A 24,897-nucleotide genomic window follows, 5' to 3' on the forward strand; every position below is an offset into this window, starting at 1 on the left:
CTCTAAGGAGTAGCCTCACGGCGCCGATCCGAAACCGGAAGATCGGAGACATGGGAAGCATCCCTTTTCGATGTGATTTTCGCCGAAATATCCTGGAAATTAATACTTTTGAATGATCGGCGCCTTTCGGCGCCAGGTTCGAAAATCAGCCATGCGAGAGCCTTGACTGGGCACGCCGATCGAATATCGCATCGTTCGCAGGAATGCAAAATTGGAACACAGTCCAGTTTTTTCGAGACCGTTGGTCTCGTTACAGAACGCAGGCAAGCTGCCGCGCCCACCGACTCGTGAACACGCTATTTCTACCAGGAAGTGGACACGCAGACCGTCTGAGTGCGAACAACGGTTCTACGTGTCGCGAGCACCGTTCAGCCCAGCGCCCTCAAGGCCGCCGATGCCGAGAACATCTTTGCCGGGTCACGGCCTGCGAAGTAGTCACCCATCACTGCGGACAGCGTTTCCGGCGACCAGGAATCTCCCTCTGCGTCGAACCTCTGCTCGACGACGGGCGCCGCCATCAGCGCAACCATCGGTCCGTACACCACGAATACCTGACCGTTGACGGCGTCAGCCGCTGGTGATGCCAGGTACGAGACGAGCGAAGCCACGTGCTCGGGCGAGAGCGGATCCATGCCGTCGGCCGGCGCGTCGCCGAACACGCCTTCGGTCATCGACGTCCGTGCCCGCGGGCAGATCGCGTTGGCCCGTACGCCGTAGCGCGAGAGCCCACGTGCGGCCGACAACGTCAGCGCCGTGATTCCGGCTTTTGCAGCGCCGTAGTTGGGCTGCCCTTCCGGTCCGAGGAGACCCGCCTCCGAAGAAGTGTTGACGATGCGCCCGTACACCGGCGCCCCGGCTTCCTTGGATTTCGCCCGCCAGTAGGCAGCGGCGTTGCGGCACAAGAGGAAATGGCCGCGAAGGTGCACTTCGAGTACGAGATCCCAGTCTTCGTCGGACATGTTGAACAGCATCCGGTCGCGTACGACCCCTGCATTGTTGACGACGATGTCGACACTGCCGAACTGACCCTGCGCTGCTTCCATCAGTGCGTCGGCAGTAGAACGCTCACCGACGTTGCCTGCCACGAATTCGACCTTGGCACCGAGACCACGGATTTCCTCGAGCGTCGCTTCGACGGCCTCGTTCGGGGCCAGATCGTTGACGACCAACGAAGCACCGGCCTTCGCCAGACCGATGGCCTCGAACTTTCCAAGCCCCGATCCGGCACCGGTCACGATGGCGACCTTGCCTTCGAGACTGGTTTCTGGGCTGTTCACAGCATTCATCGAAGCGCTCTCCCGGTTCTCTGCGGTCGTGTGTCGAGTTACCCGGCTCGATTGCCGTGACCCACGAGTTCGCAACTTTAGAACGTGTTCTTGTTTTGGGCAACCATCGTCACGGATGTTCGGTCAGTGCCGCGCGCGGGCACTGAGCGATCGCGGAACGGACATCCTCCCAGCGATCCTCCGGTGGGCGCACAGAACTGATCACGAGCTCCTCGTTGTCGTCGAGGTCGAAAATATCGGGCGCGATCCCGACGCACACACCGTTTGCCTCGCAACGGTCCAGATCAACCCTGACCTCCATGGCGATTCCTCTTCTCTACTCACAACTGCTCACACGAACACGGATACGAAACGAGTGCCGCAGGGCTGTGCCGCACACCGTTCCTGGCGATAACACTAGAACCTGTTTCAGTCGTGTGCAATGATTCGAAAAAGTACCGAGAACGGACGTCGAACGATCCGCCGGCGACGGCGAGAGCGTCCCTTGTCGCCGATGTACGCATCGATAGAACCTGTGTCAATCGAATGGTTGACGCTTTGATTCGTATCTCTACGGAGAGGTAACCATGCACATCACCTACACCCCTGAGCAGCAACAGCTCCAGGAGGAGTTGCGTGCCTACTTCGCACAACTGATGACTCCCGAGCGGCGTGAAGCGCTCGCCGCCACGACGGGTGAGTACGGCGAAGGCAATGTGTACCGCGAAGTCGTCGCGCAGATGGGCCAGGACGGCTGGCTCACCCTGGGTTGGCCGAAAGAGTACGGCGGACAGGAACGCTCCGCGATGGACCAGCTGATCTTCACCGACGAAGCCGCCATCGCCGGTGCACCGGTGCCGTTCCTGACGATCAATTCGGTAGCGCCGACAATCATGCATTTCGGTACGGACGAGCAGAAGGCCTTCTTCCTGCCCAAGATCTCTCGCGGTGAGCTCCACTTCGCGATCGGCTACTCCGAGCCCGAGGCCGGCACCGACCTGGCCTCTCTGCGCACGTCGGCGGTCCGTGACGGTGACGATTACGTCATCAACGGGCAGAAGATGTGGACCAGCCTGATCCAGTACGCCGATTACGTGTGGTTGGCGTGCCGCACCGATCCGGAAGCCAAGAAGCACAAGGGAATCAGCATGCTGATCGTCCCCACCACGGCAGAAGGCTTCTCCTACACACCGGTTCACACCATGGCCGGCCCCGACACCAGCGCCACCTACTACCAGGACGTGCGGGTCCCGGCGTCGTCGATCGTGGGTCAGGAACACGGCGGCTGGGCACTGATCACCAATCAGCTCAACCACGAGCGCGTTGCCCTCACCTCGGCCGGACCGATTCTGACCGCGCAGCGTGAGGTCCGTGAGTGGGCACAGAACACCAAGCTGCCCGACGGCCGACGCATGATCGACCAGGAATGGGTGCAGATCAATCTGGCTCGCGTGCATGCCAAAGCCGAGTACCTGAAGTTGATGAACTGGGAAATCGCCTCCGCAACCGATCACGCTCCCGGCCCCGAAGCTGCGTCCGCCAACAAGGTGTTCGGTACCGAATTCGCCACCGAGGCTTACCGCTTGCTGATGGAAATCCTCGGATCCTCCGCCACGATCAGGCAGAACTCCCCCGGAGCCCTTCTGCGCGGCCGCATCGAACGTATGCATCGTTCTTCGCTGATCCTGACGTTCGGCGGCGGTACCAACGAAGTGCAACGCGACATCATCGGAATGACAGCTCTGCGGCTTCCCGCATCGAAGCGATAAGGACCCACGATCATGGAATTCACCCTTACCGAGGCCCAGCAGGACCTGTCCGGCCTGACACGATCCGTAGTCACCGAACTGGTCACCAACGATCGCCTTCGTGAACTCGACGCCGCGGAAGACCGCTTCGACGCCATCTTGTGGAACGCTCTGGCCTCGGCCGGCGTCCTCGGTGCGGCCCTTCCGGAGTCGGTCGGCGGAGACGGATTCGGGGTCCTCGAGCAGTGCAGCATCCTGGCCGAACTCGGACGCGGTGTTTCAGCCGTTCCGTTCCTGACGTCCATCGTCGGGTCCGCCGCAGCGATAGCGGAATTCGGCTCGGACAAGCAGCGAGACGAATGGGCGAGCGCCGCCGCCGCCGGCGAGAAGATACTCACCGCGGCCCTCGCCGAGGAATACAACGACGACCCGGCCCACCCCGTCACGCGTGCCGAGAAGACCGCCGAAGGTTGGCGCATCGACGGAGCCAAGATCACCGTCGACAGTGCACCGCTCGCAGATCTGTTCCTCGTCCCCGCCATCACCGAGGACGGCGTCGCGGTCTTCCTCGTCGAACCGTCGGACGCGGGCGTGAGCATTACCAGGCAATCGACCACAGATTTCTCGAGCGCGGGTCTCGTCGAATTCGATTCGGTGCAGATCCCGGCCGATCGTGTTCTCGGCTCGGTTGCCCAGGGATCGGACATCGCGGCGTGGATCGTCGAGCGAATTCAGCTCGGTTCGACCGCCTACCAGTACGGAGTGCTCGATCAAGCGTTGAAGCTGACCGCCGAATATGCCACCGAGCGTGTGCAGTTCGGTCGACCGATCGGTAGTTTCCAGGCCGTGGCCCAGCGCCTCGCAGACGGATACATCGACGTCAAGGGTGTCCGTCTGACTCTGTGGGCTGCCGCGTGGCGTCTGAGCGAAGGACTTCCTTCCGACGGCGCTGTACAGACGGCCAAGTTCTGGGCTGCAGATGCGGGACACCGCGTCGGGCACACCGCTGTTCACGTTCACGGCGGTGTCGGTCTGGACGAGGACCATCCTGTTCACCGCTACTTCCTCGCGGCCAAGCATCACGAGTTCCTGCTCGGCAACGCAACAGATCAGCTTCGCGCACTGGGCAAGGAACTTGCCGCAGTCCCTGCCTGAGTGCGTCCCACCGAGTGGAAATCCATGACCTGGTCCGAGACGAATCGATGATGATGCAGCTATGAGTCAGAGCCCCACTGTTTCCGATCTACTCCTCGGAGTCAGCGAGATCGACGACCGCGGTATCCGTTTCGAGGACCAGGTCATCACCTGGCGCGAGCACGTTCAAGGCTCGTTCGATCGAGCAGCGCTGCTGGACACGCTGCTCGATCGAACGCGCCCCAGGCATTTCGGACTTCTGATGGAGAACGTCCCCGAGTTCTCGCTGCTGCTCGGAGCGGCATCGTTCTCGGGTTCGGTCGCCGCCGGGCTGAACACGACCAGGCGCGGCCCGGCATTGGCGCGAGACATTGCGCTCTCCGACTGCCAGGTCATCTTCACCGAGAACAACCAGGCACATCTACTCGACGACGTCGATCTCGGCGACGTCCGGGTGATCAACGTGGATTCTCCGGCCTGGGCGGAATTGTTGGCGCCCTTCGCCGATACGCCGGCCTACGCATCGACGGCGCAGCCCGACGATCTGTTGATGCTCATCTTCACTTCCGGAACCAGCGGTGATCCCAAAGCGGTTCGGTGCACGCACCACAAGTTGGCCTCTCCCGGGGTCATGCTTGCCGATCGTTTCGGGCTCGGCGCCGACGACGTCGTCTACATGGCGATGCCCATGTTCCATTCCAACGCGATGATGGCGGCGTGGACGGTCGCGCTGCACGCTCGTGCGGGAATTGCCATGCGACGCAAGTTCTCCGCTTCGGGTTTTCTACCCGACGTTCACAAGTACGGAATCACGTACTCCAACTACGTCGGAAAGCCGTTGTCCTTCATCGCTTCCACCCCCGAGGTGCCGAACGAGCGGGACAACACCTTGAAGATCATGTACGGCAACGAGGGTTCGGCGCCCGCCGTCGCCACCTTCGTCCGGCGCTTCGACGCTCGCGTCATCGACGGGTTCGGTTCCACCGAGGGCGGCATTTCGATCTCCGCGGCACCGGTTCCCCGGCCAGGCGCCCTCGGACTGCTCCCGGACGGCGTCAAGATCCTCGATCCCGACACCGGAGCGCCATGCCCGCCAGCAGTCTTCGATGCCGACGGCCGGATCACCAACGCCGACGAGGCAACTGGTGAACTGGTCAATGTCACCGGCCCAGGCACATTCGCCGGGTACTACAAGAACCCGGAAGCCGACGCCGAGCGAATGCGCAACGGCCAGTACTGGAGTGGCGATCTGGCGTACACCGACGTCGACGGTTACGTCTACTTCGCGGGACGCAGTTCCGGTTGGCTGCGAGTGGACGGCGAGAACATCGGTGCCGCACCCATCGAACGCTCCCTGGTCGGTTACCCGGGCTTCGCGCAGGTGTCCGTGTACGCAGTCCCCGACAGCGACGTCGGCGACCGCGTCATGGCGTCGGTGATTCCGGTCGGCGACGTTGACAACTTCGACCCGGCAGCCGTAGCCGAATACATCGATTCCCGGCCGGAACTCGGGCCGAAGCAGAAGCCGACCTTGATCCGAGTGTGCAGTGAGTTCCCGAGAACGGCGACGTTCAAGGTGGTCACTCGAACGCAGAGCGCCGAACGCTGGAACACCTCCGATCCGGTGTGGATCCGACGGCGTGGAGAATCCGACTTCCAATTACTCACTCCCGAAATGGCACTCGGCCTCGAGAAGACGCGAGAGCCCGTCTAGCCCGATATCTCAGTAGTGCTGAGCAAGCGGTTTGTGCGCAGACACCGTTTTGTAGAACTCGGTGAGCCGAAGCTGTGATGCCGCTGCATCGTCGATCACCACCGTCGCGTGTGGATGCAGTTGGAGGACCGATGCCGGGCACACCGCGGCCAGCGGCCCCTCGACGGCAGCGGCAATCGCAGCGGCCTTGTGCTCGCCGGTCGCGATCATCACCAGATGCTTTGCTTCGCAGATAGTTCCGAGTCCCTGGGTGATCACGTGCCGTGGTACGTCGCCCGGACTCTCGAAGAACCGGGCGTTGTCGGTTCGAGTCTGTTCCGTCAGCGTCTTGACCCTGGTCCTCGAATTCAGTGAGGACGTCGGTTCGTTGAAACCGATATGACCGTTGCCGCCGATGCCCAGAAGTTGAACGTCCACCGGACCATTCGACGCAATCGCCCGGTCGTAGGCCGCCGCGGCGGCAAATGGATCCGGCGCGGTTCCGTCGGGGCTGAATACCCTTGCCGCGTCCAGGTCCAGGTGATTCACCAGCTCCGTTCGGATAACCTGGGCATACGACTCAGGGTGGCCTTCCGGCAGGCCGACGTATTCGTCCAACAGGAACGCCTGCACGCCGGCAAAACTCAACCCTTCCTCGCGGTGACGGCGCGCGAGTTCGCGGTACACCGAGAGCGGTGAAGATCCTGTCGCCAGGCCCAAAGTCCGTGCACCTGAATGCACCGCGTGTTCGAAGATGTCGGCAACAACGGTGCCGGCCGCCTCCGCACTGTCGACAATGACAATTTCCATCGGTTGATTCCTCAGCTTTCGGTGTAGTTCATGAGCCAGTTCCCAGCGGTCATGACGGCGCGGGTTTCGAGTTCTGGACCGGTGACGATCAGATCGGCGCGGCAACCCGGCACGAGATCGCCGACCATTCCGGCCAGCCCCATCAGCGAAGCAGGCGTTGCCGTCGCTGCGATGACAGCCGAAAGCAGATCGACGCCGGCGTGATTAACAGCCCGGCGGACTATGTCCATCAACCGACTCGTCCCGCCGGCAATGGCCGTTTCCCCCTGGCCGGCCAATCGCGCCACGCCATCGATCACGTCTACGTCGAGAGGCCCGAGTGGGTAACGGCCGTCGGGCATTCCGGCGGCAGCCATCGCGTCGGAGACCAACGCGATCTGATGCGGACCGACAAGATCGAACACCGTCGCCACCGTCTCGTCGGCGAGATGTACTCCGTCCCCGACCAACTCGACCACCATCTGTCCTTTCGCAGCCGCGGCAAGACATGCCGCCACTGCGCCGGGAGCACGGTGATGCATCGGAGCCATACCGTTGAACAGGTGAGTGGCACTGAGCGGTGCATGCGCCGAGTGTGCGATCGAACGTGTCGCAATCGGGTTGGACGCATCGGTGTGTCCGATACTCACGACGGCACCGTGACGCTCCAGCAATGAGGCAAGTTCGCCGAAGTGTGCTGTCTCCGGAGCGATCGTCATCGAGCGGATGTGCCCGCGGCCGGCTTCGAGCAGCGACTCGAGCAGAGCCGGGTCGCCGTCGAGAATGCTGTCGGGATCCTGGGCGCCACAACGGAGTACCGACAGGAATGGACCTTCCAGGTGAATTCCGGCCAGCGTACCCTCGTCCACCAGTCCTGCCAGGAGCTCGATGCGACTGCGCAGGATCTGCGGCGGCGCGGAGACGAGCGAGCCGATCACCGAGGTCGTGCCGTTCGTCCGGTGGTGATCGGCAGCCACGGTGGATCCGAACTCGTCTGCCTCGGGGAAACCGAATCCGCCGGCGCCGTGGCAGTGAACGTCTACCAACCCCGGGATGATCGTTGTACCCGCAGCTGGCCGTTCGGGTAACGGGTCGGTTCGCTGCGACGCGGGTCCTGCCCACACCACACGATCACCGGAGATCTCGACAATCCCGTCCGAGAGCAATCGACCACCGGTCACCAATTGTCCACGCAGAATTTGTCCACGAAGTATCACGACATCACCTGCGGTACAACGGGAACTTCGGTATCCGCGATCGACAACTCGCGGAGCACGGCGTCCGCGAGCACGTAGTGCCCTTGTTCGTTCGGATGGAATGCGTCAGCCAGGAGAGCCGGCGGTGGACCATCGGGAGAATGGGCCGTCCACTGCGCGTAGTGGTCGACGAACACAACGCGCGTCGAGGCGGCAACCTGCCGCACGACCTCGACGTACTGAACCAATCCCGCTCTGGTGGGCGCATTCTCGACGTCGATCGGTGGCGGCGTCTGCAGGATCGGCACCGCACCGATCGCTCGCGTCCGGAAAATCATGTCCGAGAGGTCGTCTCGAAACCGCTCCAGTCCTTCTTCGTCATCCAGTGCGTCATTCGTACCGAGCATGATCAACACCACCGAGGGTTCGAACACTTCGATGCGGTGTGCGAAACCCGCACGCACATCGGAGGATCGATTGCCGCTCACCCCGGTGTTGACAAGGACGTGGTTGAACAAGGAAAGTTCACCACGGACGCGCTCGGCGCAGTGTTCGACGTAACTTCGATGACCGTCGGTGTGCGTCAATCCCTGAGTGATGCTGTCGCCGGTGAAGACCCACCGTATCGGCGTCGAGGAGTCTACGAGCAAAGTCTCCAGTCGAATCCGTTCAGCAGTCCTGGACTTCAAAGCCTTCGACGTCGGGGTCACACCCTCGACCTTTCGGCGCCCGATACTGCGGCTGCGAATTTCGACGTGATGAACGCCGGATCCGTGATTGCGGTTCCGACAACCACCGAGTCTGCACCCAGGGCGATGGCGCGTGCCGCATCCTCCGGGCTGTGGTATCGCCCCTCGGCAATGAGGACTGCATCTGGAAGTGCCTGCCGCAGTTCCGAGATCAGTTCCAGGTCCGGGCCGGCCAGCCGTCGGCTGTTCTCGGTGTATCCCGCCAGTGTGCTGGAGATGACGTCGGCGCCCGCCGCGGCGGCAGCGACGCCGTCCTCGAGTGTTCCACAGTCGGCCATGACGAGGCCGCCGCGATCATGGACCGCGTCGACGGTGTCGGCAAAGGTCAGCCCGTCCGGACGAGGCCGCAGCGTGGCGTCGGCAGCCACGATCTGCGCACCCGAATCCACGACTTCGAGGGCTGATTCCCTTGTCGGCGTGATGAACACGCCCTCCGAGCCGATCTTCGTCAAACCGATCACCGGTACCTTCACTGCCGACACGACTGCTTCGACATCCGGGGTTCCGCCCACACCGCCGCAGCGGATCGCCACTGCTCCGCCGTCGACCGCGGCGCGGGCCATCCTCTCGATGGTCCCGGTGTCGCGCAGGGCATGGCCGTGTCCGGCCTGACAGGACACGATCAGCTTCCCGCTGATGATCGTGAGCAATTCTTCGACAGTCACGGTGTTACCTCGATTCGTGTTGCGGCGGCCAGGAGCGCAGCGCCGACGAGCGGCGCATCGGTGCCCAAACGAGCAGGAAGAATGGCAGTTTCGGCAATGGGGCCCATCGCTTCCACCCGGAAAGCGGAGGTCAGCGGCGACAGGAGGTCGGCTCCGATCTGGGCTGCACCGCCGCCGATGACGATCACCTCGGGATCGAATGCGGTGGCGACGCCGGCCAGGACGCGGCCCAGCAGAGTACCTGCGTCGGAGACCACGGCACGGGCGATCGGATCGCCCGAGTGCATGAGCGCCACCACTGCCTGTAACGGTTGAGTGGGCACACCCGCCCGCGCTGCGTACTCGGCTGCCATCGCCGGGCCAGACGCGACTGCCTCGAGGTGATCGGTTCTGCCGCAACCGCAACCTATCGCCCCGGAAACCGGAACCAACAGATGCGCGAGTTCGCCGGCTGTTCCGTGGGCACCGTGGTACAGCTGACCGCCCACGGTCAACGCGCCACCGATTCCGGTACCGATCGAGACGAACAGTGCAGAGGTTCGACCGCGTCCGGCGCCGATCATGTTCTCGCCGTGGGCCATCGCGCGCACGTCGTTGTCCACCGTCACCGGTAGGCCTGAGTGTGCCTCGAGTTCTCCGCGAACCTCGGCGCCACTCCATCCGGACAGAATGTCGGAGGCGAAGACGACGCGGCCACGCACCCGATCGATGATTCCCGGTGCACCGACTCCGATTCCGGCTACCGTGTGATTCGCCCTCAGACGGTCGATCAACGCGGTAGCGGTCCCGAGAACGGCTTCCCTACCCGCCGTCGGTGTTGCCGCACGAACGGTGTCGATCACGTCTCCGTCGGACGTCACCACCGCGGCAGCCACTTTGGTGCCGCCGATGTCGATACCGATCCATCGCTTCTGCCCAGATGTCATGTCAGAGGAGCCCGGCCTGTTCCAGAACGACCTTGATCGTTGCGGTCTCGGACTCGTCGAGCGAGAGCATCGGCGCGCACATCGTGTTGCCGGTGATGACGCCGCGCAGGGCCAGAGCCGTCTTGAACGCGCCCAGACCCGCGGCACCGGCACTGACGCGACCCGGTGTCGGCGCCTCGACGATGGAGAACAGATCGGTGAGTCGATCCTGCTCGGCCTTCGCTGCGGCCCAGTCTCCTGCCTGCGCAGCGCGCCACAGTCGTACGTAGCCGTGCGGGTCCACGTTGGCCAGGCCGGGCACTGCGCCCGAAGCACCCATCAGCAGGCATCCGTCGACGACTACCTCGTGCCCGGTGAAGACGGCGAAGTTTTCGAGCCCGGCCGACTGACGGAGCAACATACGGAAACTGACGTCGTCGCCGCTCGAATCCTTCACACCGGCGAGGACTCCCTCGCGACCGAGCTCGACCAGCATTGCCGGGCTGAGCTTGCTGTGGACACGAACCGGGACGTCGTAGGCGAACAACGGAAGATCCACTGCGGCGTGGATGGAGCGGAAATGCGTTGCCGTCTCGGCTGCATCGGTGATCGCGTAGAACGGCGCCGTCGCGACGATGGCATCCGCACCAGCCTCGCGCGCCTGCTCGGCGACGGCGATGACCCGGTTGGTGGTCATGTCGTTCACTCCGACGAGGACCGGTACCTGGCCGCCGACGTGACCGATGGCCGTCTGCACCACCTGGGCGCGCTGAGCGTCGGTGAGGTAACCGACCTCACCCGAGGAACCGAGGACGAACAAGCCGTCGACTCCGGCTTCGATCTGCAGTGAGAGCAGGCGTTCGAGCGACGTGGTGTCGACCTCGCCCTCGAGCGTCAGTGGTGTGACGATCGGCGGGACGATTCCGCTGAAGGTGGTGGTTTCCGTGCTCATGGGGTCTCCATATGTTGGTTGTCGGATTGAGTTGTGGGTGCGGCTGTCAGGGAGAAACGGAGACCGGCTGACCGCTCGAGGCGGACAGATAGGCAGCATCGATCACGCGCATCGACGCGCGGGCGTCTGCCACGGTGTAGTCGGGTTCGGTCCGTGTGGGAAGTCGATCGAGCACGTGAGAGAGAAAGCTCGACACCGCGTTGTCCGAACCGAAGCCGCCGATGGGTAGTGCGGTCACGTCTCCCGAGGCCGCGAAGTGGGTCACCGCGGGTTTGTCGTCGTCGGAACTCGCGTATCCGTGGGATCCGAGGACGCGAACCGTCGCGGTATTCGCGCCGAAACCCGGTGCTGCGGGGATTCTTCCGACGGTCACCGTCGCGGTGACGCCGTTTTCCAGGGCGAGCGAGATCAACGCCGTGTCTTCGACTCCGAACTGCTGGTGGGCCCCGCCGTAGAGTGTGCTCGTCTCGGCGTACACCTCGGTGACGTCCAGGCCGGTGAGGTATCGGAGGTAGTCGGCGGCGTAACCGGCGAAGTTCACTACTTCTCCCCCGCCGGAAAGCGCGGGATCCACCACCAGTTCGGGACGCTCGACAGACGTCGCGAAATGTGTTCCGCTTGCGAGGAACTCGATGTCGACGTGGCGCGGCAGTCCGAGATTTCCGGCGTCGATCCATCGGCGCAGTCGCCGGAGCGCAGGTGAATGAGTGCGGTTCACCACCGTGCAGATTCGCCCGTTCGACCGTGCGGCTTGCTGAACCGCCGCGGCCTCCGCCTCGTCGACGCCCACCGGCTTGTCCACCAGGACGTCGAGTCCGGCGTTCAATGCGGCAATCGCAAGCCGCGCATGCCTGGTCGGCTCACTGCAGATGATCGCCAGGTCAATCCGTTCGGGGTCGAGCAACTCGCCGAGTTCGTCGATCCACTCGATGTCTGCGGCCTTTGCCATCGCGATCCCGTCCTCACGAATCCAATCGGGGACCGAGGATTCGTCGGAGGCCCCGACCAGGCTCACTCGAGGATCGGATCGCAACAGGTCCGCATAGGAGCCGGCATGCCTGACGCCGCTGACAAATCCGACGCGGATCGAACCGGTGCCGGTCATTGGTTTTCTCCGATCGAGACAGCGCGGCCGGTGTCGAGCGATTGCTGGGCAGCGATGGCAGTCGCGAGAGCTGCACGCACCTGCCAGTTCTCGACTATCGGGCTCGCGGAACCGTCGAGAGTGGCGATCCAGTGACGCATCTGATGCGACATCGCGTCCTCGATCGACGACGGCGGCGCGTTGGTCGTGTCCGTCATCAGTCCCGGGTCGTCGCCGGTGTCGTGCGCGAGCGTGCCGGAAGTCCCCGACACCACGATCCGACGCACCATCTTTCCCGATTGTGTTAGCGCGTAGGCCAATTCGATCAGAGCCAGCGATCCGTCCTCGAAGCGAACGGTCAGATGGAAGCTGTCGTGCACGGGCATCCCCGCCGCGAAGGTGGGGAAACTACGAGCGAACACACGGGTCGGACGACGACCGATCAGCCACGTCACCAGATCGAGTGCGTGGGTTCCGTTGTGAACGGGGTGACCACCCGAACGTTCCTTGTCGTGTTGCCAGCCTCGCCAGCCCCCTGGCCAGACATGGCCGGTGTACCAACTGAGATGGATCAACCGGGGGTCGCCGATGACACCTTGTGCAACCGAGTTTCCGATCGAGGTGATCGACGGCTGGAATCGTACGGTCTGTCCGACCATCAGTGAGGTGCCGCCACCTTCGGTGGCCTCGACCATGGCGTCGAAGTCCGCGACTGTCAGCGCGGCCGGCTTCTCCACGTGCACATGCTTTCCCGCGCGGCCCGCGGCTATCGTCACGGGTGCGTGGTCGGGAGTGGCCCCGACGACGTTGACCGCCTGCACGCTCGGGTCGGCGAGAATCTTCGCCAGATCGGTACTGGCCTTCGCGCCCGGCGCCAACGCCGCAACCGATGCGGCCCGGTCCAAGTCACTGCCGAATACGTAGGCGACTTCGACCGACGGGATGCGCGCCAAGGCGCTGACGTGGTCCCGCGCGATTCCGCCGCTACCGATGACGGCTACACGCACCGTCACTTGGCACTTCCCGAGAGCACTGCCGGTTCGCCGCCACCGAGTCGCACCTGTTCGGCGACGACGAGTGCGCGTTCACGTGCGTACGTCAACGGCGAGTCGGGATCAGCCTTGCCGTCGAGAACTGCTGCCATCTCGTCGATTTCGTGACGAATCGCAGCCTGCATCCACAGCGAGGATCCTCCGTTGCCCGAGTTGTACTTCTGCGTCCTGCTCGCAGCGTCGATCAACGATTGGTTCTCGGCGTCGACGTCGAAGATCGGCCACGACTCTACGACCTGTCCCCCGCGCACTCGGCTGACCCGGCCGGTGTGGAAGTCCGCGTGGACCGAACCTTCGGTGGCATCGACGGTCAGCTGCCACGACGAAGTGTGTGAACGCGTCGAGATGGTGTGTCTGCCGATCGCGCCGCCGGCGAACGACACCACTGTGTTGCGGAAGCCGTCGTCCGCGGTGGCGATGCTCGACACGGCAGTCACCTCGCCGCCGAGCCAGCACATCAGGTCCAGTTCGTGAATCTCGTGAGTCAGTTCTCCACCCGTTCGGCTCTTGTCGAGCTTCCACCACTGTGGATCTGCGCCGTCGGTGTCGATCCAGCGTGAGCGAGACGTTTCGATCGCAGCGACCTCGCCGAGCTCCCCCGACGCCAGCAGGTCCGCCAGACGTCGTACACCCGGCATCATCCGCATGATGTGCCCGACCATCAACGGCGAACCGCTCGCGTCAGCGCTCGCGATCATGTTCTGCGCATCGACCAGTTCGACGGCGAGTGGCTTCTCGACAAAAACTGCCTTGCCGTGTTCGAGCGCCGCGATGGCAGGTTCGGCGTGCGCGTGATTGGGCGTCGCGACGACAACGAGGGCCAACTCCGGGTGAGCGGCCACCGCGTCGTGATCGTCTGTCGGGGTCGCCGAGAACTCTGCGGCGACGTCCTTGGCCCGCTCGAAGTCACGGTCGCACAGCATCGTCAGTTCGAAACGTGGATGGGCAGCCAGCTCGCGAGCGAGGGAACTACCGAAGAATCCGCAACCGACCACACCGACTTTGTATCGGGTCATGAAGTCTCCAAAGATTGGATGAGGGATGTCCTATGTTATACGGCCAGCGTCATCGCTCGTCAATTCGACGCCGGTAACACAGTCTTCATCTATGCAGGTGAGCGCACTATTTTTGGCTCGAAACCGGCGAAACGTCGAAGTTCGGCGCCGCCAGTTCCGAAGATTCTCTAGACGCTTTCTGATCCACAATGTAAGTTACGCAACATCGGACGTCGAACATAGGACATCCCCTATCCACTCCCTTGATGTCCCGCTCCCCGCCTTGGAGGCCGCCTTGAAGAACGAACGACCGCTGAGCTCCGCGTTCACCCGCCGAGACCTGTTCCGGTACACCGGGCTACTGGGAGCTGCAGCAGGTATCACCGCGACTCTCGCGGCCTGTGGCGGCGGGCCGTCGTCGACCTCGGTTGTCGGCGGTTCTGCGAGCACCGGCGATCTGACCACCGCCATCGGATACGGCAACGACCAGAGCTTCGACCCGATGCAGACTGCATCCGGTTTCCTCATGGCAGCGGTCAACCACGTCTACGAGGGACTGCTCGAAAACGATCCAGGCACCGGTGAGACGTATGCGGCGCTCGCACAGGCCGTCCCGACCGACGCCACTGCCTCGAACTGGACCATGAAAATCCGCGAGGGAGCAACCTGGCACGACGGCACTCCGGTCACCTCGGACGACGTCGTCTTCACCTTCGATCGCATCCTCGATCCACAGCAGAACGTACTGATCCGCTCCTTCTTCTCCTCCTGGCTGCAGTCCGTCACCAAGGTCGACGACCAAACGGTGACCCTGAACTTCAACTACCCGTTCAGCGCTGCCGCACAGCGTCTCTCGATCGCCAAGATCATGCCCAAGCACGTCTTCGACGGCCACTGGGACGAGGCCAAGTCCGGAGCGCTGGTCGTCGGTTCCGGTCCGTACAAGCTCAAGAGCCACACCCCCAAGAGCAACACAGCTTTCGAGGCCTTCGAGGCGTACAACGGGCCGCGTCCGGCCAACTTCGCGACCATGAACTGGCTCTCCATCGTCGACACCTCCTCACGCATCGCGCGCGTCTCGGGCAACAATGCCGGTGCACAACTCGCCGACAACATCCCCGTCGCCAACGTCCCCACTCTGACCTCCGGTGGGCGCACCGTCGAGGGCAACCCGGGCATGAACCTCATGTACCTGCTCTTCGACACCACTCAGGCACCGTTCGACGACGTTCGTGTTCGCCAGGCGATGTTCTACGCGATCAACACCCCGAAGATGATCGAGATCGCCCTCGGCGGCAAGGCAGCACCGGCCACGAGCTACCTGTACGAGCGCAACCCCGACTACGCGCGAGCGTCCACCGTCTACTCGTACGATCCGGACAAGGCCCGCTCACTCCTCGCTGCCGCCGGCGTCAGTGGCCTCGACCTGACACTGCTCTCCACCAACGTCAGCTGGCTGGCCGACTGCTTGCCGACCATCAAAGAGTCTTGGGACGCAGTCGGATTCAACACGACGCTCGAACCGCAGGACACCAGCGCCATGGTGAGCAAGCTCAACAGCGGCCAGAAGTTCCAGATCGCCGCCGGTACGTCCAACCCGCAGGCATTCGGCAGCGACGTCGACCTTCTCGTCCGCTACACGTACAGCAAGGGCGGCTTGTGGACGAAGACCTACGCCAAGTGGGACGACACCCCCGAAGCGCAGAAGATCTACGCCACCATGGACGAAGCCACCCGCGAGACCGACCCGGCAAAGCGCAGCACCCTCGTGCAGTCGTACCTGAACCAGATCGCCGAAAATGCTGTCTACTACCCGGTTCTCCATCAGGAACTCCTGACTGCGTGGGATCCGAAGAAGATCGCCGACGTCACTCCGCTGCCGTACCCCGGCGTCAACCTGCTTCAGGCGAAGCCGGCCTGATACCCGCCCGCTCGGCCGTTTCCCACAACTGAGAGATCCCCCGATGGCAAGAGTCCTCCCCATGCTGATCAGGCGATTACTGATACTGATCCCCCTGATCCTCGGCATCATCGCGTTCGTCTTCATCGTGATGCAGTTCGCGCCCACCGATCCCGCAACCGCGGCGTTCAACGGTGGCAACCCGACTGCGGAACAGTTGCAGCAGTTCAAGGAAGAGAACGGACTGCTCGATCCGCTTCCGCTGCAATACGTTCACTTCGTGACCGATCTGGTCAGCGGCAACATGGGTGACAGTCTGATTTCCGGTACCCCGGTGTTGGATTCGATCTCCACCGCTCTGCCACTGACCATTCAGCTCACGGTTCTCGGTCTGGTGATCGCCATCGTGCTCTCGCTGATCTTCGGCGTCACCAGCGCACTGTTCCGCGATCGTTGGCCGGATCAGGTCATCCGAGTGATCTCCCTCGGTGGTGTGGCGGCACCGTCATTCTGGTTGGCACTGCTGATGATTCAGTATCTGGCTGTTCAACTCGGATGGTTCCCCACCGGTGGCTACGTCAATCCGAGCGACTCCGTCAGCGACTGGCTCTGGTACATGGCGCTCCCGGCACTGTCCCTGTCACTGCCCGTCGCAGCACAACTCACGCGCATCATCCGCACGTCGATGGTCGAGGAGTTGGACAAAGACTACGTCCGGACCGCGATCGGCAGCGGCCTGCCCTATCACGTGGTGATCGGACGGAATGTGTTGCGTAACGCACTGATCAACCCGCTCACCGTCCTGGGTCTACGAGTCGGTTATCTCCTCGGTGGCGCTGTGGTCATCGAGCAGATCTTCGGCCTGCCCGGCATGGGTCAGCTCATGATCAACGGCGTCACCAACGGTGACCCCGCAGTCGTTCAGGGTGTTGTCATCGTCATCGCGGTCGGCTTCGTCGTCGTCAACCTCGCCGTCGACATCCTCTACCTGCTCGTCAATCCACGACTTCGGAGCGCAGCATGATGAGAAGAAAACTCACCGAGAAGCTTTCGCGACCCGGCATCACCTTTTCTCGCTTCCCCCTCTCGGCCTGGCTGTCGATGGCGGTTCTCGCGATCATCGTGCTCGCCTGCCTCTTCGCGCCGCTGATCACGCAGTACACCCCGCTCGAACAGGCGGTGGGTACCGCGGGCCCCAGCGCCGAGCACTGGTTCGGTCAGGACAGTCTCGGTCGAGATCTGTTCAGCCGCTTGCTCTACGGCGGACGCTGGTCGCTGACCATCGGTCTCGGTTCCACCTTCCTCGCACTGTGCGCCGGCGCTCTCATCGGATCGGTGGCCGCAACGAGCCGAAAAGGCGTCGACGAGACCATCATGCGTGTGCTCGACGTGGTCATGGCGTTCCCGGGCATTGCGCTCGCTGCCGTACTCGTCGCGGCCTTCGGTGGTTCGATCCCGGTTCTGATCGTCACTATCGCGTTCCTCTACACACCGATGGTGGCTCGCGTCGTTCGCGCAAACGTTCTCGCTCAGTACGGCGAGGACTACGTCGCGGCCGAAAAGGTCATCGGCGCAAGAACTTCACACATCGTCGTCAAGCACGTCGTAGCCAACTGTGCTGCGCCCGTTCTCGTCTTCTGCACTGTCATGGTCGCCGACGCCATCGTGCTGGAAGCCAGCCTGTCGTTCATCGGCGCCGGTGTGCGTCCCCCGGACCCGTCGTGGGGATCGGTGATCGCGGACGGCAAGAACATGGTCCTCCTCGGTGGTTGGTGGGCAACGGTGTTCCCCGGCCTGCTCATTCTGCTGACGGTGCTCTCCCTCAACGTGCTCGCCGAGGGCCTGACGGACGCGATGGCCGATCCGAGTCTGAAGAAGACCAAGAAGACGCCCTCCGCGCTCCAAGCAGCGCAGACCGCTGCAGCGGAGGAGACCTCCAACGAGCTCATTCTGGAGGACGAAGCCGCATCGGTCACCGACACTCCGGAGTTGATAGACGACTTCGCCGATCCGAGCGTCGTGAAAGATGTTCTCGAGCCGGCCGCCGAGCCGACTCCTCTCGAAACGCACCTGAAGATCCTGGCGGAAACCGAGCGGTCCCGCTCCGATCGTCTTGTGTACGAGGGCGATGCCGCGCCACTCCTCGAGGTCCGCAATCTCACGATCCGGTTCCCGGAACGCTACGGAGACACGGCGATTGTCGACAACGTGAGCTTCACCGTCCGCCCGAACGAGACGATGGCACTCGTCGGCGAGTCCGGTTGCGGAAAGTCGCTCACCTCGCTGGCGATCATGGGTCTGCTACCCAAGACGGCAGTGGTGACCGGCGAGATCCTGTTCGACGGAGTCAACGTCCTCGAGCTGAACAACCGGGAGCGAAACAAGCTGCGCGGGCACGACATGGCCATGATCTACCAGGATGCGCTGAGTTCACTGAATCCGGCGATGCTGATCCGCGCGCAGTTCAAGCAGCTAACGAAGCGCGGCGGTACCCGCACAGCCGAGGAACTGCTCGAACTCGTCGGACTCGATCCGGTGCGCACTCTCTCCAGCTACCCACACGAGCTTTCCGGTGGTCAGCGTCAGCGCGTTCTGATCGCCATGTCGCTCACCCGCAGTCCGCGGTTGATCGTCGCGGACGAGCCCACCACCGCTCTCGACGTCACCGTCCAGGCCCAGGTCGTGGACTTGCTCAACGATCTTCGGGAAAAGCTGGGGTTTGCCATGGTTTTCGTGAGCCACGATCTTGCACTCGTTGCTTCACTCGCTCACAAGATCACGGTGATGTACGCCGGTCAGGTCGTCGAGTCGGCGCCCACGAGTGATCTGCTCGTCGATCCCCGCCACGAATACACCCAGGGCCTTCTCGGGGCCGTTCTCTCGATCGAGGACGAAGCGCCGCGGCTGCATCAGATTCAGGGAACTGTTCCCTCGCCCGGAAACTTCGCGCCGGGTGACCGTTTCGCCGAGCGTTCCACTCGCCCGGACTCCGACCCCCTCCGAAAGCCGGAGATGGTCCGGGTCGACGGGACCGAGCATTGGTTCGCCAACCAGTCCGCGACTCCCGTACGTACAGAATCGGAATTGGAGAGCGTGCGATGACTACAGCTGAAGCACCCATCCTGGAACTGAAGAACATTCACGTCGTCCACAAGACCCGTTCGGGATCACTGTTCAAACCGGGCACGGTTCACGCGGTCAACGATGTCAGTATCGACGTACGACGAGGGACGACGATCGGCATCGTGGGCGAGTCGGGTTGTGGCAAGTCCACTCTGGCCAAAGTCATGGTCGGACTGCAGAAGCCGACGTCGGGCGACGTGGTCTTTCGCGGCCGAAGCGCTCTGACCCGGTCGGCCGGCGTGCGCAAGGAGTTCGGCCGAGCGATCTCGATCGTCTTCCAGGATCCGGCTACCGCGCTCAATCCCCGAATGACGGTGGCCGACATCCTCACCGATCCACTCGACGTCCACGGCATCGGCAACCGCGCGAGCCGAACCGCCCGAGTTCGCGAGCTGGTCGGTTTGGTCGGGCTCCCCCAATCTGCACTCGAAGTCATCCCGAGCCAGATCTCCGGCGGTCAGCGGCAACGTGTCGCGATCGCGCGTGCACTCGCGCTCGAACCTGACGTCATCGTGGCCGACGAGCCGACGTCGGCGCTCGACGTCTCGGTGCGAGCGCAGATCCTGAATCTGCTCAGCGACATCAAGGCTCGGTTGGGGCTCGGCATGGTGTTCATCTCGCACGACATACAGACGGTGCGGTACGTCTCCGACACCATCGTCGTCATGAACGCCGGACGGATCGTCGAGCAGGGAACGGCCGAGGAAGTATTCGACAGCCCGTCCGATGCGTACACGGCCAAACTGATGGGTGCGGCGCCCAGCCTCCTGCAACGCACCGTTGACGTGGGTTGACCAATGGAGCGGATGACCGGACATAGGATGAAGGACGTTCGTATCAGAAAAGGGGAATCGATGTCTGTCCGGAGTGGCACACAGGGCGCTCGTTTCAGCGCGCAAAACCGCATGCGCGCACTTCAGACGGACATCATGAACTTGATCCTCGAACGCAGGCTCTCCCCCGGCGACCCGATGCCCACCGAGGCCGAACTGTCCGAGGAATTGGGTATCGGCCGAAACACGCTCCGGGAGGCGCTCAAGGTTCTGCAGGCCTTGGGTGTCGTCGAGATCCGTCACGGCTTCGGAATGTTCGTCGCCCCTAGCAACTTCGACGCTCTCGCCGACGGCCTGACCTTCCGTGGCCGGTTGTCCTTGCAGGGCACCGGGCACGAGGCGATGGAACTGGTCGACATTCGTCAGGCACTCGAGACCGGACTGATCGGTGCGGCGATGGCCGAGATGACGTCGGCCGACCACGCCGACCTCGACGAACTCGTCACCGGCATGGAGGTCCGTGCCGCAGCCGGGAAGAACTTCTCCGACATCGACGCGACCTTCCACTCCCGCCTGTACTCCCCGCTGGACAACCAGGTCCTCGGTCAGTTGATGGACGTCTTCTGGCAGGTGTACAGCGAGATACAGCAGGCCATCGGGCATTCGGATACGCCACTGATCGACATCGCGTCGAAGCACCGTGCGATTCTCGACGCGATCCGTACGGGTGATGCAGTCGAGGCGGCGCACACTCTCGATGTGCACTTCGGTGGCCTGCGCGAGCGGATCGCCAGTCTCCATGCGTCCGAAGCGCAGTAATTTCGAAACACGTGATTTTGCTCCGCTGGCTCACCATCGCGCCCGTTCTTCCGGCAAAATTACAGGTATGAAGAACCCGAACCTGACGCCTTCGCGCGTTCTCGCAGTTGTCCTCGCTGCCGCCCTGGTCATTTTCGTGATCGCACGCCGCCGCGACGACGGCGCCCTCAGCCGCGGAGAATGGTTGTCGGACACCGTCGGACCGGACGACCTCGCCGGCTGAACGACGTGTGCCCTCGGCCGAAACTCGGCCGAGGCCACACGCACGTGTCATCTACTACTTCATCGAATCCAGTCGGGTTCGCGCGTCCTCGAACCCGGACACCAGCTCTGCCATGACCTCGGCGACCGGGCGGATCTCGTTCATCCGTCCCACGATCTGACCGACGGGCATTGCCACAACTTCCGGGTTCTCCGATGCAGCGATTCTCTGATGAGCGTCGCTGACCAGAAGGTTCTGCAGCGGCATCGGCAAGGGCGCCGGTGCTCCCGGGTTCGACCAGGCTTCCGTCCACTTGGTCTTGAGCAACCGAGCGGGCTTACCCGAGTAGATGCGCGAACGAACGGTGTCGGCCGACGTCGCGCCCAACAGTGCACGCTGAATAGCGGACGGGCCCTCGCCCGATGCACTGCCGAGTTTGTATTCGGACGTGGTGAGCCAGTACGAGCCCATCCACACTCCGGACGCACCGAGTGCAAGTGCGGCAGCCACCTGACGGCCGCTGCCGATACCCCCGGCAGCCAGCACAGCAGCTGAATCACCTAGTGCATCAACGATTTCCGGAACGAGAACCATCGACGCAATTTCGCCGGTGTGACCGCCTGCCTCGTAGCCCTGCGCGATCACGATGTCGACACCGTTCTCGACGTGACGACGCGCATGCTCGACGGCGCCGGCCAGCGCTGCTACCGGTACGCCCTTCTCGTGCGCCTGATCGATGACGTCCTTCGGCGGTGATCCCAGCGCATTCGCAATCAACGCAATCCGGTGTCCCAGAGCAACATCGACGTGTGACCGCGCCACCGAGTGAAGCCATCCCAGTACGCCGGTCGCATGCTCGACGTCGTCGGAAAGCGGCGGCACACCGAGCTCGTCGAGCGTGCGGTTGACGAAGGCGCGGTGCTCCTCCGGAATCAGCTTGTCGAGATCGACGGCGCCGCCCTCGGTCGGCACCTTGGCCGGCATGACGATGTCGACGCCGTACGGCTTACCGTCGGTGTTCTCGTCCATCCACGTCAGTGCGGCTTCGAGCTCTTCCGGGTCGTTGAACCGGACGCAACCGAGCACGCCCAGACCTCCCGCGCGGCTGATCGCGGCCGCGACGTGCTCGGAAGGAGTGAATCCGAAAATCGGGTATTCGATGCCGAACTTGTCGGCGAGATCCGAACGCATCAGGCTTCCACGCTTTCGTTTGCGGACGCCACAGGAGCGCCGTTTCCGTTGTGATCATCGGCCTCGCGCGATTCCGTTTCGGCCTTCGCCCAGCGGTAGTCGGGCTTGCCTGCCGGGTTGCGCTTGATCTGGTCCACGAACCACACGCTGCGCGGAACCTTGTATCCGGCAATCTCTTTGCGTGCTGCGGTGGCGATGTCGTGCAGCGTCGGCGACGTGCCTTCGCGTACCTGGACCACTGCGGCAACGCGCTGACCGAAGCGCTCGTCGGGGATACCGACCACCAGGACGTCGAAGATGTCCGGGTGCGCCTTCAAAGCGCCCTCGACCTCTTCCGGGTACACCTTCTCGCCGCCGCTGTTGATCGACACCGAACCGCGGCCGAGCATCGTGACCGTGCCGTCGGCTTCGACCTGCGCATAGTCGCCGGGGATCGAGTAGCGAACGCCGTTGATGGTGCGGAAGGTTTCGGCCGTCTTGACCTCGTCCTTGTAGTAGCCGAGCGGGATGTTGCCCTTGCGAGCGAGCATGCCGCGCTTGCCCGATCCGGGTTCGACCTCGTTGCCGTCGTCGTCGAGAACCGTTGTGGAGGCGTCGATCTTGACCGTCGGACCGCCAGTGTGCTTCTGGCCCTTGCTCAGCACGGCGAGTCCACCGAAGCCGGTCTCGGATGCTCCGATGGAGTCCGTCAGCAGGCGGTTGGGCAACAGTTCGAGGAACTGCTCCTGGATACTCGGCGAGAAGAGTGCAGCACTGCTGGCCATCACGTAGAGCGTCGAAAGATCGTACGGCTCACCGGTCTCCGGGTTTCCGGCGATGAGTGCGTCGAGCATCGGACGGCCCATCGCGTCACCCGTGATGAAGATCAGGTTGACCTTGTGCTTGTCGATGTTCTGCCACACCTCGTGGGCGTCGAATTCCGGGTGCATCAAACAGGTTCCGCCGCCGAAGAGGCTGTGGAATACCGCCGACTGCGAACCGCCGTGAATCATCGGGGGGATCGGGTAGCGGATCATGCTCGGGTTGGCGGCGCCGACCTTCGCCATCTCGTACTCGTCCTCGACCGGAACTCCGGTGACGAAGTTGATGCCTCCGCCGAGAACACGCCACCAGTCCTCGTGACGCCACATGACGCCCTTGGGACTTCCGGTGGTGCCGCCGGTGTAGAGCATGAAGATGTCGTCGTTGCTGCGCTCTTCGAAATCACGCTCACCCGAACTCTGCGCGAGTGCGTCCTCGTAGCCGATGCCGAAAGCACTGAAGTCCAGATCGGTGCCGTCCTCGACCACGATGACGGACTTGACCTTGGGAGTGTTCGGCAGGACGTTCGCGACCTTGTCCGAGTAGCGGCGCTCGTGAATGAGCGCAACCATGTCGGAGTTGTCGAAGATGTACTGCAACTCGTTCTCGACGTACCGGTAGTTGATGTTGACCATCACGGCCCGGATCTTGAAAACCGCGACCATGGCCTCGATCGCCTCGATGACGTTCCGGCAGTAGATGCCGACCTTGTCACCCGGCTGAACGCCATGTTCACGCAGGTAGTGACCGAGGCGGTTTGCTCGGTCCTCCAACTGTGCATAAGTCATCTCGCGGTTGTCCGAGACCAGCGCAACGCGGTCCGGAACGAGGTCGATTGCGTGCTCTACGAAGTCTGCGATGTTAAGGGCCACGAGTTCAAAGTAGAACGTGTTACCGTTTCTGGCAAGACCTAATTTGAGAGCCAGCTCACAGACCCGCCAGGAGCCATCAGTGTCCACTTCGACGACCGAAAAATCAGACATTTCGGAAACCGCGCCGCATTGCCTCGTGGAGAAGCGTGGCCACGTTCTCATCGTGACCATGAATCGCCCCGAGCGTAAGAACGCCATCACCGGCGAGATGATGGCGATCATGGTCGACGCCTGGGATCAGGTCGACAACGACCCCGAAATTCGTGTCGCCATCCTCACCGGTGCGGGCGGCGACTTCTGCGCCGGCGCCGACCTCAAGAACATGTCCGCCAAGCCGCCGGGAGATTCCTTCGCGGGCGGTGGCGTCGACATGTCCAAGATCGAAGGCCTCCTCAAGGGCCGTCGGTTGACCAAGCCACTGATCGCCGCCGTCGAGGGTGCAGCTATCGCCGGCGGAACCGAAATCCTGCAGGGCACCGACATCCGCGTCGCGGGTGAGAGCGCCAAGTTCGGCGTCTCCGAAGCCAAGTGGGGGCTCTTCCCGCTCGGCGGTTCCGCAGTGCGTCTGGTGCGACAGATTCCGTACACGATCGCGGCGGACATCCTGCTCACAGGTCGTCACATCAAGGCTCCCGAGGCCAAGGAGATCGGGCTCATCGGCCACGTGGTCCCGGACGGCCAAGCCCTCGACAAGGCGCTGGAGCTCGCGGACCTGATCAGTGCAAACGGCCCTCTCGCCGTGCAGGCGATTCTCAAGACCATCCGCGACACCGAGGGCATGCATGAGGAAGAGGCCTTCCAGATCGACGCACAGCTGGGTATGAAGGTGTTCATGAGCGCCGACGCCAAGGAGGGCCCGCGGGCTTTCGGTGAGAAGCGGGCGCCCCAGTTCAAGGGTGTCTGACCCACCCCTGTCTGAGCCACCCCCGTCTGACCGACCCCGCCTGAGCCCCCTTTCCCGTCCGCTCTCGGTCCCACCCACCCCCTTT

The 24,897-nt window shown here is 63.1% G+C and carries 23 protein-coding genes; 10 read left to right on the forward strand and 13 right to left on the reverse strand.

Going from position 1 to position 24,897, the window contains the following annotated elements; genetic code table 11:
• Positions 1–368 precede the first annotated feature (368 nt).
• Both ATN37_RS19515 and ATN37_RS19520 read right to left on the reverse strand, forming a co-directional pair.
• Positions 369–1,286 carry a 3-oxoacyl-ACP reductase gene (locus ATN37_RS19515; RefSeq protein ID WP_003945439.1) on the reverse strand — a complete coding sequence of 306 codons (918 nt, stop codon included), beginning with the start codon at positions 1,284–1,286 and terminating at the stop codon, positions 369–371.
• Between the two features lie 109 nt (positions 1,287–1,395).
• Entirely contained in the window at positions 1,396–1,587 is a 192-nt protein-coding gene (locus ATN37_RS19520; protein ID WP_007734330.1) for a ferredoxin, read from the reverse strand.
• A gap of 265 nt (positions 1,588–1,852) precedes the next feature.
• On the opposite strand from ATN37_RS19520, the gene ATN37_RS19525 reads away from it, so the two are divergent.
• The 3 genes from ATN37_RS19525 to ATN37_RS19535 all read left to right on the forward strand — a co-directional run bounded on the left by ATN37_RS19525 (position 1,853) and on the right by ATN37_RS19535 (position 5,861).
• Complete coding sequence (locus ATN37_RS19525; protein WP_003945878.1) at positions 1,853–3,034, forward strand: acyl-CoA dehydrogenase family protein; 1,182 nt, start codon at positions 1,853–1,855, stop codon at positions 3,032–3,034.
• Positions 3,035–3,046: 12 nt separating this feature from the next.
• Complete coding sequence (locus tag ATN37_RS19530; protein WP_064073832.1) at positions 3,047–4,168, forward strand: acyl-CoA dehydrogenase family protein; 1,122 nt, start codon at positions 3,047–3,049, stop codon at positions 4,166–4,168.
• Positions 4,169–4,229: 61 nt separating this feature from the next.
• Positions 4,230–5,861: a long-chain-fatty-acid--CoA ligase gene (locus tag ATN37_RS19535; RefSeq protein ID WP_064073833.1), complete on the forward strand. Its 1,632-nt coding sequence runs from the start codon at positions 4,230–4,232 to the stop codon at positions 5,859–5,861.
• A gap of 9 nt (positions 5,862–5,870) precedes the next feature.
• Here the strand turns inward: ATN37_RS19535 and nagB are convergent, their stop codons facing one another.
• Genes nagB through ATN37_RS19580 form a run of 9 tightly spaced genes read right to left on the reverse strand, consistent with a single transcriptional unit; the run spans position 5,871 to position 14,248 of the window.
• Positions 5,871–6,650, reverse strand: coding sequence for a glucosamine-6-phosphate deaminase (nagB, locus tag ATN37_RS19540; RefSeq protein ID WP_064073834.1), 780 nt, complete (start codon positions 6,648–6,650; stop codon positions 5,871–5,873).
• Positions 6,651–6,661: 11 nt separating this feature from the next.
• Entirely contained in the window at positions 6,662–7,846 is a 1,185-nt protein-coding gene (locus ATN37_RS19545; RefSeq protein ID WP_217018388.1) for an N-acetylglucosamine-6-phosphate deacetylase, read from the reverse strand.
• Positions 7,843–8,535, reverse strand: coding sequence for a GDSL-type esterase/lipase family protein (locus ATN37_RS19550; protein WP_217018386.1), 693 nt, complete (start codon positions 8,533–8,535; stop codon positions 7,843–7,845). The genes ATN37_RS19545 and ATN37_RS19550 overlap by 4 nt, the downstream gene beginning before the upstream one ends.
• Positions 8,532–9,239 carry an N-acetylmannosamine-6-phosphate 2-epimerase gene (locus tag ATN37_RS19555; protein ID WP_042449507.1) on the reverse strand — a complete coding sequence of 236 codons (708 nt, stop codon included), beginning with the start codon at positions 9,237–9,239 and terminating at the stop codon, positions 8,532–8,534. Before ATN37_RS19555 ends, ATN37_RS19550 begins: the two co-directional genes overlap by 4 nt.
• Positions 9,236–10,165 carry an ROK family protein gene (locus ATN37_RS19560; RefSeq protein WP_058039191.1) on the reverse strand — a complete coding sequence of 310 codons (930 nt, stop codon included), beginning with the start codon at positions 10,163–10,165 and terminating at the stop codon, positions 9,236–9,238. The genes ATN37_RS19555 and ATN37_RS19560 overlap by 4 nt, the downstream gene beginning before the upstream one ends.
• Position 10,166: 1 nt before the next feature.
• On the reverse strand, positions 10,167–11,096 hold the full coding sequence (locus tag ATN37_RS19565; protein WP_218695524.1) for a dihydrodipicolinate synthase family protein: 930 nt from the start codon (positions 11,094–11,096) through the stop codon (positions 10,167–10,169).
• A gap of 46 nt (positions 11,097–11,142) precedes the next feature.
• Entirely contained in the window at positions 11,143–12,201 is a 1,059-nt protein-coding gene (locus ATN37_RS19570) for a Gfo/Idh/MocA family protein (RefSeq protein WP_007734307.1), read from the reverse strand.
• Positions 12,198–13,193: a Gfo/Idh/MocA family protein gene (locus tag ATN37_RS33020; RefSeq protein WP_217018385.1), complete on the reverse strand. Its 996-nt coding sequence runs from the start codon at positions 13,191–13,193 to the stop codon at positions 12,198–12,200. Before ATN37_RS33020 ends, ATN37_RS19570 begins: the two co-directional genes overlap by 4 nt.
• Entirely contained in the window at positions 13,190–14,248 is a 1,059-nt protein-coding gene (locus ATN37_RS19580; RefSeq protein ID WP_217018384.1) for a Gfo/Idh/MocA family protein, read from the reverse strand. Before ATN37_RS19580 ends, ATN37_RS33020 begins: the two co-directional genes overlap by 4 nt.
• A 274-nt stretch (positions 14,249–14,522) precedes the next feature.
• Here ATN37_RS19580 and ATN37_RS19585 point away from each other — a divergent pair, with 274 nt between their 5' ends.
• The 6 genes from ATN37_RS19585 to ATN37_RS19610 all read left to right on the forward strand — a co-directional run bounded on the left by ATN37_RS19585 (position 14,523) and on the right by ATN37_RS19610 (position 21,065).
• The gene (locus tag ATN37_RS19585; RefSeq protein WP_217018383.1) at positions 14,523–16,148 is read left to right on the forward strand and encodes an ABC transporter substrate-binding protein; all 1,626 of its coding nucleotides are present in this window, start codon (positions 14,523–14,525) and stop codon (positions 16,146–16,148) included.
• Positions 16,149–16,191: 43 nt separating this feature from the next.
• Complete coding sequence (locus ATN37_RS19590; protein ID WP_003945671.1) at positions 16,192–17,151, forward strand: ABC transporter permease; 960 nt, start codon at positions 16,192–16,194, stop codon at positions 17,149–17,151.
• Complete coding sequence (locus tag ATN37_RS19595) at positions 17,151–19,229, forward strand: dipeptide/oligopeptide/nickel ABC transporter permease/ATP-binding protein (RefSeq protein WP_256933420.1); 2,079 nt, start codon at positions 17,151–17,153, stop codon at positions 19,227–19,229. Before ATN37_RS19590 ends, ATN37_RS19595 begins: the two co-directional genes overlap by 1 nt.
• Positions 19,226–20,044: an ABC transporter ATP-binding protein gene (locus ATN37_RS19600; RefSeq protein ID WP_217018381.1), complete on the forward strand. Its 819-nt coding sequence runs from the start codon at positions 19,226–19,228 to the stop codon at positions 20,042–20,044. Before ATN37_RS19595 ends, ATN37_RS19600 begins: the two co-directional genes overlap by 4 nt.
• A gap of 60 nt (positions 20,045–20,104) precedes the next feature.
• Positions 20,105–20,842, forward strand: a complete 738-nt coding sequence (locus tag ATN37_RS19605; RefSeq protein ID WP_050655749.1) for a FadR/GntR family transcriptional regulator — start codon at positions 20,105–20,107, stop codon at positions 20,840–20,842.
• Between the two features lie 67 nt (positions 20,843–20,909).
• A complete protein-coding gene (locus ATN37_RS19610; RefSeq protein WP_003945810.1) occupies positions 20,910–21,065 on the forward strand; it encodes a hypothetical protein in 156 nt (51 codons plus the stop codon).
• A 54-nt stretch (positions 21,066–21,119) separates the two neighbouring features.
• On the opposite strand, the gene ATN37_RS19615 is transcribed toward ATN37_RS19610, so the two are convergent.
• Positions 21,120–22,235 (reverse strand): nitronate monooxygenase family protein, encoded by a 1,116-nt coding sequence (locus ATN37_RS19615; RefSeq protein ID WP_003945863.1) that lies wholly within the window; start codon positions 22,233–22,235, stop codon positions 21,120–21,122.
• Positions 22,235–23,908, reverse strand: coding sequence for an acyl-CoA synthetase (locus ATN37_RS19620; protein WP_039973409.1), 1,674 nt, complete (start codon positions 23,906–23,908; stop codon positions 22,235–22,237). Before ATN37_RS19620 ends, ATN37_RS19615 begins: the two co-directional genes overlap by 1 nt.
• A 79-nt stretch (positions 23,909–23,987) precedes the next feature.
• Here ATN37_RS19620 and ATN37_RS19625 point away from each other — a divergent pair, with 79 nt between their 5' ends.
• Positions 23,988–24,812 carry a crotonase/enoyl-CoA hydratase family protein gene (locus tag ATN37_RS19625; protein ID WP_007734275.1) on the forward strand — a complete coding sequence of 275 codons (825 nt, stop codon included), beginning with the start codon at positions 23,988–23,990 and terminating at the stop codon, positions 24,810–24,812.
• The last annotated feature ends 85 nt before the right edge of the window (positions 24,813–24,897 follow it).

This window comes from Rhodococcus sp. MH15 (assembly GCF_019266045.1).
GTDB lineage: Bacteria > Actinomycetota > Actinomycetes > Mycobacteriales > Mycobacteriaceae > Rhodococcus_F > Rhodococcus_F qingshengii.

Bases quoted from the DNA above. Each gene is read 5' to 3' on its own strand.
- ATN37_RS19565 (WP_218695524.1), bottom strand. From the start codon at position 11,096: ATGAGCACGGAAACCACCACCTTCAGCGGAATCGTCCCGCCGATCGTC.
- ATN37_RS19520 (WP_007734330.1), bottom strand. From the start codon at position 1,587: ATGGAGGTCAGGGTTGATCTGGACCGTTGCGAGGCAAACGGTGTGTGC.
- ATN37_RS19595 (WP_256933420.1), top strand. From the start codon at position 17,151: ATGAGAAGAAAACTCACCGAGAAGCTTTCGCGACCCGGCATCACCTTT.
- nagB (WP_064073834.1), bottom strand. From the start codon at position 6,650: ATGGAAATTGTCATTGTCGACAGTGCGGAGGCGGCCGGCACCGTTGTT.
- ATN37_RS19535 (WP_064073833.1), top strand. From the start codon at position 4,230: ATGAGTCAGAGCCCCACTGTTTCCGATCTACTCCTCGGAGTCAGCGAG.
- ATN37_RS19590 (WP_003945671.1), top strand. From the start codon at position 16,192: ATGGCAAGAGTCCTCCCCATGCTGATCAGGCGATTACTGATACTGATC.
- ATN37_RS19525 (WP_003945878.1), top strand. From the start codon at position 1,853: ATGCACATCACCTACACCCCTGAGCAGCAACAGCTCCAGGAGGAGTTG.
- ATN37_RS19515 (WP_003945439.1), bottom strand. From the start codon at position 1,286: ATGAATGCTGTGAACAGCCCAGAAACCAGTCTCGAAGGCAAGGTCGCC.
- ATN37_RS19605 (WP_050655749.1), top strand. From the start codon at position 20,105: ATGTCTGTCCGGAGTGGCACACAGGGCGCTCGTTTCAGCGCGCAAAAC.
- ATN37_RS19580 (WP_217018384.1), bottom strand. From the start codon at position 14,248: ATGACCCGATACAAAGTCGGTGTGGTCGGTTGCGGATTCTTCGGTAGT.
- ATN37_RS19610 (WP_003945810.1), top strand. From the start codon at position 20,910: ATGAAGAACCCGAACCTGACGCCTTCGCGCGTTCTCGCAGTTGTCCTC.
- ATN37_RS19560 (WP_058039191.1), bottom strand. From the start codon at position 10,165: ATGACATCTGGGCAGAAGCGATGGATCGGTATCGACATCGGCGGCACC.
- ATN37_RS19600 (WP_217018381.1), top strand. From the start codon at position 19,226: ATGACTACAGCTGAAGCACCCATCCTGGAACTGAAGAACATTCACGTC.
- ATN37_RS19530 (WP_064073832.1), top strand. From the start codon at position 3,047: ATGGAATTCACCCTTACCGAGGCCCAGCAGGACCTGTCCGGCCTGACA.
- ATN37_RS19570 (WP_007734307.1), bottom strand. From the start codon at position 12,201: ATGACCGGCACCGGTTCGATCCGCGTCGGATTTGTCAGCGGCGTCAGG.
- ATN37_RS19615 (WP_003945863.1), bottom strand. From the start codon at position 22,235: ATGCGTTCGGATCTCGCCGACAAGTTCGGCATCGAATACCCGATTTTC.